We start from the raw sequence: 15450 nt of genomic DNA, 5'->3' as shown, positions 1-15450 counted from the left end.
TAAATATATTGGGTTACAAGGCTATTTATTCTGAAATGATTTAATAGTCAATGCAAGTCCTTCTTTCGTACTTATCGGTAGGTTAGAAATGCCAAGGGCTCTCTTTATTTTTGTATTTGAAACGATATAGGATTCTGTCAGTTTCTTCAAGCGTTCGGAGTTCAAAGGCAAGGGAAGCACATCCCCAACTTTTACGAGAGACTTAATTAAGGATGCCGATATGTGCCATAATTTGGGTTTCTTATTTAATGTTTCTGAAATCAACATAACCAGATCATTTGTCGACAGAGACTCATCATCAGCAAAATTATAGATACCGGATGAAAGTTCCTCCTTTTCAAGCATCGTCTGAACAAGAAAAGAAAGATTATCTATACTCAAGAAAGAGCGTTCATTTGGAAAAGATGCCAAAGGCCAAGGCGCACCCTTTTCGACAACCTTATACAGCAGGTTTAAATTCCCCTTATTACCCGGTCCGTGTATCATACAAGGACGGATAATAAATAGTCTTTTCCCAGCAGGCAACGATTTACTCAATAAATATTGTTCTGCTTTCTGCTTAGATTTTCCATAAGGGGTCAGAGGTTTAGCCTCGGTTTCTTCCGTAAGCACATCCAACACAGTATCTGCAACTGCTTTCACAGAGGAGAAATAAAAGAAATCTTTTATTTCTGATTTCATAAAAAGATCAAATAATTTGATTGTCAAGTCGCAATTTACTGTAAAATACTCTTCATCGGCAGATGTATTTGAGGTATCATGTGCCTTTCCCGCCAAATGGACAATTGCGGCCGCATCCAACAACGCTGTTTCCCAATCAGAATTTCTAAGGGAAAGTTTTTTAATACTATTTCCTTTGGTAGCCAAATAATCAGCAAGATTTTGTCCCACAAAACCAGAAGCACCTGTAATAATGATATCCATATTTTTCTATTAAAACAGTATTATTTTCTTTTTAGGAATCCGAATACTTTCCATACAATACGAGACTTAATGCGCCAGGCTTGGAAAGGAACATTATTCATTCGAAGAGCTTTTATAATTTCTTCGCTAACCTTTTTGTAAGAACTAAAACCTGACGAACTTACACCACCAATAAGCATCTTATGTGTGGTTATACCTGAAAATTTCCAGGATATTTGCTGTTTGAGAAAATATCTGGTAATCAATTCATAGTCTGCGCCTATTTTGAAATCTAGAGAATAGTAACCCAATTTTTCGAACAGCTCTTTTCTAAAAAAAATAGCGGGATGCGCTGGCATGAAGCCTATTTTCAATTTTTCGGGATTCCAATTTTGGGCAGAATAGCGTCTGATTATTTGACCATCTTCACGATGCTGTACAATATCTCCAACACTGGCATCCACATTATGGATTTTAAGAAAATTAGCAATATTAGATATAGTATCAGCATCAGAAAAAGTATCGTCGGCATTAACAATTCCTATATAGTCGCCAGTAGCCATACGAATACCTTTGTTCATGGCATCATAAAGCCCCTTATCAGGTTCTGAAACCCATTTTGTAACCACCTGCGGATACCGTTTGATAATTTCTAAGGTGCTATCCTTAGATTGACCGTCTACAATAATATACTCTAAGTCGGGGTAGTCTTGAGCTTCGACTGATTTTATGGTCTTTTCAATTGTAGCTGCGGAGTTCCAACAAACTGTTATAATGGAAATTTTCATTTGTTATTATTACTAAAAGCTATACTAGGTTACTTAAAATTAGTTCTTACAACCGTATTCCATAATTATTATGAATATATTGTTTCATCTTCTCCTTATCATCCCCACAGAACTTCTTGATTTCAAAAACTTTTGCATCTACTAAAGTCCGATACCACCAGCCTTGCAAAAAATGCCAAAGGAAACCTTCCTTTCCATCCAGAAAGCCCAATTTGAATATATATCTATAAATAAAATATGTAAAAGAACGAATGAAAAGAGGACTCTTTACATATCTCATCTTCATTTCTCTTTTTTTACGAGCTTGTTCATCTAAATTATTGTTATGGCTATTTCCTAAAATCTGGTATTCCATATCTAATAAATCTATTGCCTCTCGTACAGAATAGCTATTATGCTTAGTTGTCCACCAACCAATATTATTCAAGTTATCATCGGCGAATGCTCCATTAAGATCAATAATATCCCCAAATTCAATTTGAATATGCTCGTCCATCCATCTATTTTCAGATCTTCCTCGACCATAACGAAACAATCGAATCATCTTTATTTTTGGCATACGTTTTATCTCTCTTCCCATAAAAACTCGTTTCAACACCAATGTTGCTGCAGAAACAGTATCGGGCAATTTAGACAAATCACTGTTAATGACCTCAATACCGTTTTCACAAAGGTATTCATCGGCATCAAGCCGAAGTACCCATTCTGTATCTATCGGACAATTATCTAGGGCCCAATTGAATTGAGTAGCATAATTAACCCATGCGTTTTGATAAAAATGAGCTCCATATTTCTCAGCGATTTCTCTAGTTCTATCTGTAGAAAAAGAGTCAACCACAAAAACCTTAGCATTAATCATCTTGAGTGATTTTAGACAACGCTCTAAATGAATCTCCTCATTATAGGTTAATACAATTGCTGATATACCCTTAACCATTGAATCTTTGTTTAATATATTTCGCAGGAGCACCTGCCCATATTTGGTTTTCAGGCACGTTCTTTGTCAATATTGAAAAGGCTCCCAAAACACTGAAATTGTTAATAGTCACTCCTGGCAATACTTTGACTCCAGTAGCTATCCAAACTCCACATCCGATAACAATTGGAGCTGTTATTAATGGAAAATTAGGATCCTTGACATCATGTGTGCCAGTAATCAAGTATACGTCCTCTCCAATACAGGTTTTCTCACCTATTTTTATTTTATCCAGACAATAAATCCAAGAATTTTTCCCTATACTACTCAAGTTATTAATTTCCAAATTCCAAGGAAAGTCTATTCTTGCATTCCTGTCAATGGATACATTTCCATCTATTTTTGCACCAAATAACTTTAAAATTGAAACCCTAAAACCATTAAAATTATAGGGCAACAGTTTAAAAATAGTTGCATTAATTATTTTCCACACTCGGGATAGTATTTTCTCTTTCAAAGTGAAAGGTGTTGTTTGAACGGGATTATAATCGTTTATGTTCATATAAATTTGCGAGCTTTTATGAATTTAGCTGGATTCCCTCCAACTACTACCCATGGTTCAACATCTTTAAAAACAGCGGCTCTTGCACCTACAACAGCGCCCTGTCCAATCGTAACTCCCATTCCAACAAATGTATCGGTAGCTACCCAAGCTTGATCACAGATAATTATTGGAGCGCTAATGAGGGGATGTTTCGGATCAGAAATATCATGAGAAGCACTACACAAATACGCAGACTGGGAAATTGTAGCATTAGATTTTATTATTATCTTATTAACATTATAGCAATTTACATCTTGAGCTATGGCAACATATTCCCCAATATCTAAATTCCACGGCGCCCAGACCTTTACAGAAGAATATATCACACTCCCTTTCCCGATTTTTGCACCAAATAATTTCAATAAAAATTTTCGCCATTCATTGAAATAATTCGATACAAAAGGTCTAAAAAGGAAGAAACAAATAATATTCCATAATAATCTGCCCATTCTATTTCTAAGAGTGAGCTCATTCTTATATTGAGAATGGTCTACCTTTATCCCTTCCATACATCTACAAATTTTGGTTGTTCAGACCTTTTTAAAAGCCAATTATATACATCAAACATCTTTAATGCAACAGATTCAATAGAATATTGTTCTTCTATTAATTTCCTACCATTCAGTCCCAATCTATGGAGCTCTATCCCGTTCATACTCATATGAAGCTTTAATGATCTCACTAATTCACTTTCGTTAAGGTCAATCCATTCTCCCGCTTTTGCTATATTTAGCTCTCGCCAAGGCGTTCCTTTTGTTGTAATAACTGGAACACCACAAGAGAGTGCTTCAGCTATTACTATACCAAAATTCTCACTATAGGTTGGCAAAACAAATAAATCTGCTTCGTGGTAGACATCAATTTTTTCCTGCCCAAATTTAGGACCTACAATTTTTATACTTTTCTCTAAAGAATTTGATTTAATCAAATTCTTTAGAGAAGTTATATATTCTCTGTCGCCATTTCCAACAATTTCTATTTCCCAATTAGACTTAATGTCAGCATCTAATTTCATCCATGCTGTTATTAAATATTCGATTCCTTTTTTGGGATGAATTCGAGAAAGAAATAAAATTTTTCTCCTTCCTTCTTTATGTTCTTTCCAAATCTTTACAGGGTATTGAGATAAATCAATACCATTTGGTATAACAGCTATAGGGTTTTTGTAACCCAATTTCCTAATACTTTCTGCTTCCATCTCAGCAGTAGCATGTAAGCAAGTAGCGTTCTTCAAATCCTTATGTTGATATAAGAACATCGCTAATCTCTTTTTGAAAAAAGATTGTTTTAATGACCAAGGCTCAAGCATCCCTCTTATTGAAATTATGTAAGGAACATCCAATCTTCTTGCAACTTTAGCCATTTGACTTACTGGAAAATCCCATATACCATGACCGTGAAATATATTTGCTCTACTCTCATTCAACTCACTTTCCAATTCTTTTGACAATTTTAAAAAGTCAGGCTTACAGAAACGAATTTTCCCTTTTGGGGATTCAAAATTAGTAATTATAGGATCCTCAGAATATAAGGTGAATAAGTCTACGAAATCGATACTCTCATTTTCACAAAGCTTATTTATAAGAGCGGTAGAACTTCTAGCAGGCCCTCCGGTAGATTGATCGATGGAAGATATGATATGAGTTATTTTCATATTTTGATTTTTTGATAAATCTCTATGTATTGATCAGCTATTTTAGTAACACTAAATCTTTCAACATTGACAAACCCCTTTTTTATAATACTCTCTTTGTATACATTATCAGATAAAAGTGCTTTAAATCCTTCTTTAATAGATTTAACACTTTCAGGATTCACATAATGAACTGAATTACCTCCAACTTCCCTCAAAGGATCTATATTTGACGTTAGAACAGCTCTACCAACAGCTTGCGCTTCGATTATAGGCATTCCAAATCCTTCGAATAATGATGGAAAACTCACAAGGTTGCATTTTTCATATTCAACAATAATTTGCTCATCAGTTAGATTATAATCATTAGAATAGAAAATGCCACTACTATTAAGTAAACCAAGCTGTTCAGCATTTAATCTTCCTATAATTCTCAAATTACATTGTGTATCTTTAAGTGCCTGAATCACTCTCGTCAAGTTTTTATTCCAACCAGTGCCAATATGCAATATAACTGGCGTAAAGTTCTTTTTGTCCTCAGCCATTCTACTAAATCCGCTATCAACGGAATTATGAACAACTGATATCGCTTTCTTTTTTACGACACTCAAAACCTCTAATTTAGTCTTGTGTGAAATACACACAACGTGATTTGCCAATTTAATTGGCAAATAAAACCATAAAAGCCATTTTAAAAAATAATCCAATTTATTTTTCGCATTTTTTAAAGTAGCTATATCATGTATAGTTAAAACTACTTTGCAACCAATTAGAGCTAACAAGATATAATGAATATCTCCAGTAACATGAAATATCGCATCCTTTCGCCTCAACTTTAATACAAATAAAAGATTTTTAAGAATTTTGTGAGGAGCAGCACCAAAATGTGGCATATTATAAATTTCAACAGTTTGCTCTTGCCTAACTAATTTTATAACTGGCTTAAAGACCTTAGCTATACTAAAGCCTGCCTCTTTACTTCTATTTAGATATACTATATTCACAGTTTAAGATTTTTTTAAACACTCTTTGTATTGTTTTTCGATTAGAGTAGCCACTACTTAAACATCTTTGATATCCATTTTCTGCAATGGACTCTCTTAGTTCATTATTTTTTAAATAAAATTTGACCTTTTCAAGTAATTGATCATCAGAAATAAAGAAATCAGCCTCCTTCCCTTTTTTAAACAGGGAAAGGTGTTCACTTGTTTCTTCCGCTAACATAAAGCCTTTACAAGCTGGTATTTCCATCGTTCTAGTTGTTTGAAGATCATTATTCATTTTCCTTAGAAAACAAAGATTAATTTTAAAAGAACATAAAGCTTTAACATAATCCTCTGAAAATAATGCTCGACTTTCAATAGATAGATTAGGATAAAGGTTATAATATTCTAACCATTTACCCCCACCCCATACTCTAACATTAACGCCATTTTTTGCTAAAAATAAGATACTTTCCGCTCTCCTCTCTTCCCACATGCCTATAAATCCAACATCTCCTCCTAAACGTTTTTTCTCACTCTCAGTTAACACATGAGGAAAGTGAAATTTTTCCTCGTAAGCATTATCAACGAAAATTACTTCCTTTGCTCCTAAATTCTTCAAATCATTAACCGCATAGGATTTAGTCGTTATATAAAAATCATAATAGGGCAAACTCTGTAAAAATTCATATGATTGATTATGTATCTTGGTCATCTCATCAGGAGAATATCCAACAATTCTAATATCTGGATTAATCCTCTTTAATTTAATCAACGTCGACTTTTTAATAATAATCCCCTTATCGATCCAGATAATGTCATATCTATTATTTCTCGCTTCATCTAAAATCCTTTTATTTACTTTACTGGTATCAATGAAAGGAAAACTTATTCCATATACGAATAGCCTTTTAACAATTCTGTTAAACAGTGAGTATTTAAAAGCAGTATCAACAGCAGTTGTGCTACCCAACTGCTCTAAGGCCCAATGCCTGTGCAGAGCAGTGTTACTACTATTATAATTACTAAAATTAGCTACTGATAGTATTTTCATACGAAAATTGAAGTTTTGATTTAAAAATTATATATATAAAGACTAGTATTAAATAAAGTTTAACAAAACCAACAAATTGACCAACAAATTCTTGCTCAAATTTCACAAAACTTATAAATACAGAAGGGATAGTCAATAAAAATATATTATATCCCCTTCTTACGGTGAATAAAGCAACTAAAAAGTTGTACATTCTATTCAAGAGTTGTCCAAAGAAAAACATAAATATCCATGAGCCAATAACTCCAAATTCAGCATATGAAATTCCAAAAACATTAATTCCGACTGAAACATTGTCTTCAACATAACGGCCTGTATATCTCATATAATTTGCTCTAGTATCAATTTCCTTCTTATCAGAATATAGAAATCTAGGAATCAAACCATTTGACAAATCTTCCAAGAGCTGTCTACCATATAGATGAGGATATTTTTTTGGAACGTAATCATAAATTTCTGCAATTACGCTTCCAGAGTTTGCTCGTTCTATTGCTGACATTGATTTTTCTTGCTTGGGAGCAAGCATTGCTTGTAAAAATAAACCAAAATCGTAAGATCTATTTTCGCCCTTCCAAACCATTTCTCTATATACTAATTTTGCATTTTGAAATAAATTTAGAACGAAGAAGCAACATACAAATAAAACAATTATTTGTCTTTTTGTGAGATTAAAAATCATTGGAATATACAAAATCGCAAGTAGTCCAAATGAAATAACTGGAGCAAATACGGCAGATCTTATTGACTGAAATAATATAATCAAAAAGAAAATACTTGGATAGTACCAATATTTCTTACTTTTCTTCATCAAACCTAAAGAAAACAAAATAGCAATACCAGAAAAGTTATTTAATAAATTTACAAATGCATTCGAAGTAAATGAAGATAAAAATACACCTAAAATTCCAGTTAATATAATGACTTTAGACCAATAAGTGTTCCTACCGATTTCAAAAAACTTCTCAACACCAATATCATTAAAATAGTTTTTTTTAATATTCCATTTAAAGCCAAAGTAAAAAAAGAAAAATGCAGGAAGCATTATAGACAAATAATTTGGCAAATTATTCATATTATCAAAATTGATAATAGGAAAAAAAACTAGTTGGAGTACACAGATTAAAAAAATGAGATCTACAATTGCTATTTCTTTCCTGATGTTATTCAAAAAGTTAACCAAAAAAAATAGCGTCACAGCAAGGCCAACGGTAATATTTATGATATTATTCTGTAATATCAATAAAAAAATAACCGTCATTAATAATATTATATTCTGTATTTTCTTTAAATTTATTTTATCCACTTTAGTTCCTTTAGTTCAATAACGAAATAATTTTACATCTATATAACCTTAAAAAGGTCAAATATTCGATCCTTAGTTATTCGAAGATTTAATTTCATACAATAATATGAAAGTGGAATATCAACAATTAATAAGGAAATAAGCGCAAACGGTAAAGATTGGGAAAAAATAATTATAGCTCTAAAAGCAATAATGCAAGTAATATTTAACAATAAGAAATACCATCCAAGCTTTGTATGATTATTGGTAGACATCAATACTACACTACTACTGTACCATATATTACCGAAAAATACACTCAACAAAAAGCTGAACATGATTCGATAATCAAAAGTAATTTTGTTGTGCAGCCAAATTGAATATATATACGGACCTATTAACAGAAGGACCGCGCCAATAATCAAAGTAACTCCAATTGATATAAATAGCAATTTCCGGTTGAGATTACGCATCATTAAGTAATCTTTATTTCCATATGCTATCGAAAATTCAGGCCAAATAGAAGCATGAAATATTCCTATAAAACTTTTAATAAAATTGCAGAGCGTTCTAGTAGTATTAAACAGGATTAAAATTTCTGCAGAAAAATTTCTTGCTACCATTAAAGTCAATCCTTGATTCATGATAGCATAACCTACAGGAAAAGCCATAAAACTCAATGATGGTCCGCTTGTCTCTTTTATAAAACTCCATTCAAAATCCTTTAAATAGAACTTATAATCAAAGTATTTTGGTATATCAAATATCTTGTAACCCCATACTAACAATTTTGGCAAAACAAGCAAAACTGAGACTGTAGAGAAACTCGAGTTGAAATATAAACAAATAAACATTATAATCAATTCAGCAAATTTAGCTCCATCTTCCAAATAAAAGGCTATATAAGTCTTTTTTACTGATCGATAAATAGCATTAAAAACAGCACTAAATTGCGCTGTAATAATCTGAAAGAATAGAAAATAAACTACAAAAATTATATCTTTATGTGGAGTTACCCTAGTACCAAGGATGGAAGAAATATCAAAAAATAATATAAATATTGTCAGACTAAATATACATACAATACTAGCAAAAATTAGAAGTATATAATTATTTGTTAAATATTTTCTACATTGATCAATCCTTCCTTCTGTGAATGAAACAACAAATTTATTTGCAATTACATCATTGAAACCAACATTTGACATTGAAAAAAAACTCATGATCGTAGATAAAATAATCCAATCGCCGTACTTATCTACTCCCCAAAATCGTATAAATAATGGTATAAGTGCTACTTGATTAAACAAGTTAACACCTAAGCCAAAAAATCTGGAGATAATATTTTTAAGAATATGTGCATTCACGGAATATAAGATATAAGATCAAGATAAATTGAATTTAACATAAGGTATGATAAGCTTTTTATGACCTTAGCAAATCACTCTTTACCATCTCTTTTACCAAAGCGGCCAAATCATATTGAGGTTGCCAGCCCAATTTAGTTTTAGATTTAGTAGGGTCGCCAATTAACAAGTCAACTTCTGTAGGACGATAATACTGTGGATCTACGCGAACAACAACCTTATCAATCTCAAGTTGATACTCGGGATTTGAACAAGATTTGACTTTTGCAATTTCACATTCTTCCGATCCCTCAAAAGTTAATTCAACACCAATTTCAGCAAAAGCTAAACGTACAAAGTCACGAACTGAAGTTGTTATTCCTGTAGCGATCACATAATCTTCGGCTACATCTTGTTGCAAGATACGCCACATCGCCTCCACATAATCTTTCGCATGCCCCCAATCACGCAGAGCGTTTAAATTTCCAAGATATAAACACTCTTGCTTACCTAATGCAATTGCAGCAGTAGCCATAGTAATCTTACGTGTTACAAAAGTCTCACCACGACGAGGCGACTCATGATTAAACAATATACCATTACATGCATACATATTATAGGCTTCTCTGTAATTTTTGGTTATCCAGAATCCATAAATTTTCGCTACACCATAGGGAGAACGTGGATAGAAAGGAGAGCTTTCATCGTAGAAACCTTTTTCATTTTTATTTTCTTCTAAACCGCCATAAAGCTCAGAAGTTGATGCTTGATAGATTCTAGTTTTCTTTTCCAATCCTAATATACGTACAGCTTCTAAGATACGTAATGTACCGATACCATCAACATTGGCAACATACTCGGGCGAATCAAAAGATACTTTCACATGAGACATCGCTCCTAAATTATAGATCTCGTCCGGTTGAACCTCTTGGATAATACGAATAATATTGGTCGAGTCTGTCAAATCACCATAATGCAATTTGAAATTGACATTCGACTCATGTTGATCTTGATACAAATGATCAATACGCTGTGTGTTAAAAGAAGATGCCCTTCTTTTTATACCATGCACCATATATCCTTTTTCCAATAGTAATTCGGCCAAATAAGACCCATCCTGACCTGTAATCCCTGTAATTAATGCTGTTTTCATATTTATAGTATTCTCTTCTAATTAATGATATAACGAAACTTTATATCAAACGGTTAATAATCTTATAACTTTACTTCTTTATATTGCCCTTCATTTTCCAAGAACCAAGCATAGGTACGCTCAATTCCTTCTTTCAGTTCAATTTGGTGTTTCCAGCCGAGCTCATGCATTTTGGAGATATCCATCAATTTACGTGGAGTGCCATCTGGTTTAGAACTATCCCATACAATCTCTCCCGTATGCCCCACGACTTCCTGAATCAACTCAGCAAGCTCCTTAATAGTCAAGTCTTCTCCAGTACCTACATTATATAAATGCTCTGGCAATTTATTTTCTAATGCAAAAATTACAGAAGCCGCCATATCATCTACAAACAGGAATTCACGCATAGGCGTACCTGATCCCCACAAAGTGACGGGTTGATTCCCGTTTAACTTTGCCTCATGAAACTTACGAATCATCGCTGGCAAGACATGGGATGACTTCAAATCGAAATTATCATGTGTGCCGTATAAATTCGTCGGCATTAAACTCACATAGTCTTTTCCAAATTGCTTGCGAATGGCTTGACAGGCTTTCACCCCTGTAATTTTTGCGATCGCATACCATTCATTGGTAGGCTCTAAGCTATCGGTCAAGAGGTATTCCTCTTTTAACGGCTGTGGTGCAAACTTAGGATAGATACAAGATGAGCCTAAGAAAATAAATTTGTCAACATCACTTTTTAAAGCCGTATCAATTAAATTATTTTGGATCTGCATATTTTCCATCAAAAATTGATAGGGGAAATCATTATTCGCCAAAATACCGCCCACGCGTGCAGCGGCATCGATAACAATCGCAGGCGATTCTTCCTTAAAAAATGCTTGTACAGCCTTTTGATCACGCAGATCCAGTTCAGCACTACTTTTTCCAATCAAGTTCGTATACCCCTTGGATTCTAATATTCTCCAAATAGCTGCACCTACCATTCCACGATGACCAGCAATATAAATCTTTGTATTTTTTTCCATCAATAATGTTATTTCAACTAATCCAATAATTTAGATTGATGCTTCTCTAGCATATTGTAAATTTTCTTTACGTCTTGAGATTTTTCCTTCTGTATAATCAAAAATGCATCTTTGGTATGGACGAATATGGCTCTCTTAAGACCTACAAATCCAGTAAAAATATCCGTTCCGATCACTATATTATCTTGATCATCTTTCGGGTAACCACTATCGATAAAATAATCGTACAAAGATTCAAAAGAACCTAAATCAGACCAGTCAAAACTCGTTGGTACGACCCGAATCTTTTTCGAACGCTCCATCACAGCATAATCAACAGATATAGAAGGAATGGCTAACGATAATTCTTCATCTAAGAAGCCTTCTGTTGAAGCCTCCCATACCGCTAACGCTTTCTCGTATACGATTGGCTCATACTTTTTCAGCTCTTCTAGAAAAACAGAGGCTTGGAAACAAAACATCCCGGAGTTCCATAAAAAGTTACCTTTTTCGATAAAATCTTCGGCTGTGTCCTGATTTGGTTTCTCGCGGAAAGACTTGACCTCGTCGCCATCAAATTCAATATAGCCATAGCCTGTCTCCGGACGAGTAGGGCGAATACCAAAAGTCACGATAAAACCTTCCTTAGCTTTTTCCACCCCATCTTCCATCGCTTTTCGATAGGCTTCTTCTCCAGCAATCATATGATCGGAAGGGGTTACGATAAGGATATCATCAGGCTCCACACTAAAGGCCGCGAAAGCGATTGCAGCTGCGGTATTACGTGGCGTCGCCTCAACAATATTTTTATAGGGTAGTCCACAGGAAACCATCGCTTTATGGCTCAAATGCGTATTATCTTTGTTTCCAACCACAATAACACGCTCGGCAACCTGTTGATTGCGCTGCACGGTCATTTCAAATAAAGATTTACCATCAAATAACCCTAAATATTGTTTAGGACTATGTTTACGCGAAAGCGGCCATAAGCGACTTCCTATACCTCCCGAAAGGAGCACATGTACAATATTCATTTTAGAAATTTTCTATTTTAAACTTGTCCACTAAATTTATTATTCACCAATCGCATAATAATCGAACCCTAAACCATTTAGCTGAGTACGATCCAATAACTTGCGCCCATCAAAAACAAAAGCTGGTTTTTTCATCTGTTCTTTGATCGTCGCCCAGTCGTATCCTTTAAACTCATCCCATTCGGTCAAAATAGCTGTGGCATGTGCATCGGCAATGGCTTCATAAGGATCATTAACAACCGTTACCAAGCGGCGGTTTTCTTCTGCTGAACGTGTACCTAAATAATCCAAATCCTTGTAAATTTGTTCTGCAGGCACTTTAGGATCATAAACCACCACATGGGCCTCTTCTTCCAAAAGATGATCGGCTACATAAATCGCAGCAGACTCCCTGGTATCATTGGTATCTTTCTTGAAGGCCCAGCCCAAAAACGCGATCTTCTTACCATTGACCGTGTTGTACATCGTCTGAATGATATTTTGCGCAAACCGTGATTTTTGATGATCATTCAGAATAATGACCTGCTCCCAGTAATCAGCTACAGCAGTCAAATTGTAAGAGCGCGCAATATAGACTAGGTTCAAAATATCTTTTTGGAAACAAGAGCCCCCAAAACCAACGGATGCCTTTAAAAACTTAGGGCCTATCCGGCTATCGTGACCAATAGCACGGGACACTTCGTCCACGTTCGCTCCTGTGACCTCACACAATTCTGAAATAGCATTGATCGAAGAAACGCGTTGCGCCAAAAATGCATTGGCAACCAGTTTTGCTAACTCAGAAGACCATAAATTGGTCGTCAGGATTCGCTCGCGAGGTACCCAAGCTTCGTAAACCTGCACCAAGGCTTCTATCGCATCTGCATCTTCTCCACCGATCAATACACGGTCTGGATTATGCAAATCAGTAACAGCTGTACCTTCGGCTAAAAATTCCGGATTAGAAAGAATTTGGAAATTGACACCATTACCGGTATTGTCCAAAATGCTTTTTAGTGCAGCAGCTGTACGAACGGGCAACGTCGACTTCTCGACAACGATCTTATCGGATTTAGCAACTGCAGCAATCTGGCGAGCACATAACTCGATATATTTTAAGTCTGCCGCCTGTCCTTTGCCTTTACCGTAAGTCTTCGTCGGGGTATTGACAGAAATAAAAATCATATCGGCCTCGTCGATGGCTTTTTCCACATCCGTAGAAAAGAAAAGATTTCGTCCACGCGCCTCTGCCACTACAGCATCCAAACCCGGCTCGTAAACCGGTAACTTCTCCAAATCAGCATCATTCCAAGCAGCAATACGTGCCTGATTGAGATCAACTACTGTAACTGTTACATTTGGATTTTTCTGTGCAATGACCGACATGGTAGGACCACCTACATAACCCGCCCCAATACAGGTTATTTTCTTAATTTCTTTCATTTTATCCGTTTCCAATTAGTTTTCTATTATTTTCTAGTTCTTTTTATCTTCATTTTGAGGCAAAGTGCCTGTTTTTTCATACAGGACAATCATTCCCTGCGTTTTTTCAACAAGTTCTGTATATACGGTCACCTTCTTACCAAGTATTGTGCCAGCTTTTAAAGCAGCTTGCTGTAAATACGCTAAATTTAGTTCATTTCCTTGCACCAATACCTCAATATGCCCCGAATCCAAACCCTGCGCATAGTCACCCAACAGTGCCACTTCCTCCACATCGCCAGCACGCTCAAGCACTTTGTCCACAAAAACTTCGATCCCTAAAAAATCATGAATCAATCCTTGAAGCGAAGTAAAAAGTGAATGCTTAATATTGGCCCGGTAATAAATTTTATGTTCATTATCCTCGCGGATCAAATAGCCTGCTTCGGTGAGCTGATTGAGCTCTTTGCGAATAGAATTAGTCGACTCCTTGAACTCATCGGCCAACCCACGCAAATAACCGCGGTTACTCGCTGATACAAAAAACTTGATCAGCAGTTTAAGTCTGGTTTTGGAGGTAATCAACGAGTCTAACATGGTTTAGTATCAGATTGAGTAACAAAAGTACTCAATGCGAATGAATATCACAAATTAAATAATTATTAACTACTTGATAGCTTAACAGTAGCAAATTAAAATCCACGTGGAACATGTTACAAACGCTAATAAAGAAACCCCGACAAGCAGGGTTTCTTCGGTTAAATAATTATGTAATATGGAATAAAAAACACGTAAATATTAACTTTTAAACTGATTCTGCGCTTCAGAACGATCACCAGCATATACCCCCTTCATGGGTAAGGTCACACGAAAAGCTTTCTTCTCGCCATTTTTATAGTTGACCACGGCATTAATTCTAACTTTATAATTCGTCAAATCAACACGCCGCGCTTTATCCGAAGCCACACGAAAACGTACAGATACTTCCGAAGATGCCTTTTCGTTAGTTTTAAATGGCAAAACAAGGACCTGTTGCAGCTTTATCTCAACTTTGGAATCCGCAGAACGAACGTCTTTGATCACGATATTGTTGATATCTTCCTGATATCTTTCACTTCGAAATACCAACGCTCCATACGTTGCACCAAGACTACCACTATACTGCCCCGGATACTCTTGAATGCGGTAATAAACATTCATAGAGACATCATCTGGTATTTTGCTTTTTGAAGCAAAAATTTTAAAAACAATAAATATGAATGCAATAAGTAGTACTATATATAAATATATCATAATCAATTAATCATTCATTCCAAGTCTGCATATGTCTTGCGTTCGTAGATAATACTTAGAATGCGTGT

The 15450-nt window shown here is 34.9% G+C and carries 16 protein-coding genes; all 16 read right to left on the bottom strand.

The features are described from left to right. Window positions 1-21: 21 nt before the first annotated feature. Window positions 22-924: an NAD-dependent epimerase/dehydratase family protein gene (locus tag CBM24_RS00780; RefSeq protein ID WP_088159856.1), complete on the bottom strand. Its 903-nt coding sequence runs from the start codon at window positions 922-924 to the stop codon at window positions 22-24. 20 nt (window positions 925-944) lie between these two features. Next, the gene (locus CBM24_RS00775) at window positions 945-1691 is read right to left on the bottom strand and encodes a glycosyltransferase family 2 protein (RefSeq protein WP_088159855.1); all 747 of its coding nucleotides are present in this window, start codon (window positions 1689-1691) and stop codon (window positions 945-947) included. Between the two features lie 46 nt (window positions 1692-1737). Continuing rightward, entirely contained in the window at window positions 1738-2628 is an 891-nt protein-coding gene (locus CBM24_RS00770) for a glycosyltransferase family 2 protein (RefSeq protein ID WP_088159854.1), read from the bottom strand. Continuing rightward, entirely contained in the window at window positions 2621-3169 is a 549-nt protein-coding gene (locus CBM24_RS00765; RefSeq protein ID WP_088159853.1) for a colanic acid biosynthesis acetyltransferase WcaF, read from the bottom strand. Before CBM24_RS00765 ends, CBM24_RS00770 begins: the two co-directional genes overlap by 8 nt. Continuing rightward, window positions 3166-3720 (bottom strand): putative colanic acid biosynthesis acetyltransferase, encoded by a 555-nt coding sequence (locus CBM24_RS00760; RefSeq protein ID WP_088159852.1) that lies wholly within the window; start codon window positions 3718-3720, stop codon window positions 3166-3168. Before CBM24_RS00760 ends, CBM24_RS00765 begins: the two co-directional genes overlap by 4 nt. Further along, on the bottom strand, window positions 3708-4865 hold the full coding sequence (locus CBM24_RS00755; protein ID WP_088159851.1) for a glycosyltransferase: 1158 nt from the start codon (window positions 4863-4865) through the stop codon (window positions 3708-3710). Before CBM24_RS00755 ends, CBM24_RS00760 begins: the two co-directional genes overlap by 13 nt. Beyond that, window positions 4862-5848, bottom strand: a complete 987-nt coding sequence (locus CBM24_RS00750; RefSeq protein ID WP_088159850.1) for a glycosyltransferase family 4 protein — start codon at window positions 5846-5848, stop codon at window positions 4862-4864. The genes CBM24_RS00755 and CBM24_RS00750 overlap by 4 nt, the downstream gene beginning before the upstream one ends. Further along, entirely contained in the window at window positions 5826-6881 is a 1056-nt protein-coding gene (locus CBM24_RS00745) for a glycosyltransferase (protein WP_088159849.1), read from the bottom strand. Before CBM24_RS00745 ends, CBM24_RS00750 begins: the two co-directional genes overlap by 23 nt. Then, window positions 6859-8184, bottom strand: a complete 1326-nt coding sequence (locus CBM24_RS00740; RefSeq protein WP_157698337.1) for a hypothetical protein — start codon at window positions 8182-8184, stop codon at window positions 6859-6861. Before CBM24_RS00740 ends, CBM24_RS00745 begins: the two co-directional genes overlap by 23 nt. Window positions 8185-8222: 38 nt before the next feature. Beyond that, a complete protein-coding gene (locus CBM24_RS00735; protein WP_088159847.1) occupies window positions 8223-9530 on the bottom strand; it encodes a lipopolysaccharide biosynthesis protein in 1308 nt (435 codons plus the stop codon). 58 nt (window positions 9531-9588) lie between these two features. Further along, window positions 9589-10662, bottom strand: coding sequence for a GDP-mannose 4,6-dehydratase (gmd, locus tag CBM24_RS00730; RefSeq protein WP_088159846.1), 1074 nt, complete (start codon window positions 10660-10662; stop codon window positions 9589-9591). A gap of 62 nt (window positions 10663-10724) precedes the next feature. Further along, a complete protein-coding gene (locus CBM24_RS00725) occupies window positions 10725-11675 on the bottom strand; it encodes a GDP-L-fucose synthase family protein (protein ID WP_088159845.1) in 951 nt (316 codons plus the stop codon). Between the two features lie 17 nt (window positions 11676-11692). After that, window positions 11693-12688 carry a mannose-1-phosphate guanylyltransferase gene (locus CBM24_RS00720; RefSeq protein ID WP_198386013.1) on the bottom strand — a complete coding sequence of 332 codons (996 nt, stop codon included), beginning with the start codon at window positions 12686-12688 and terminating at the stop codon, window positions 11693-11695. Between the two features lie 39 nt (window positions 12689-12727). Next, window positions 12728-14110, bottom strand: a complete 1383-nt coding sequence (locus CBM24_RS00715) for a nucleotide sugar dehydrogenase (protein ID WP_088159843.1) — start codon at window positions 14108-14110, stop codon at window positions 12728-12730. Between the two features lie 33 nt (window positions 14111-14143). Continuing rightward, complete coding sequence (locus tag CBM24_RS00710) at window positions 14144-14686, bottom strand: transcriptional regulator (protein WP_088159842.1); 543 nt, start codon at window positions 14684-14686, stop codon at window positions 14144-14146. A gap of 201 nt (window positions 14687-14887) precedes the next feature. Next, window positions 14888-15289, bottom strand: a complete 402-nt coding sequence (locus tag CBM24_RS00705; protein ID WP_157698336.1) for a hypothetical protein — start codon at window positions 15287-15289, stop codon at window positions 14888-14890. Window positions 15290-15450 lie beyond the last annotated feature (161 nt).

It is taken from the genome of Sphingobacterium sp. G1-14 (assembly GCF_002196555.1).
GTDB lineage: Bacteria > Bacteroidota > Bacteroidia > Sphingobacteriales > Sphingobacteriaceae > Sphingobacterium > Sphingobacterium siyangense.
The sequence above is the reverse complement of the archived record's forward strand: the minus strand, read 5'-3'. Positions and strand labels throughout refer to the sequence as shown.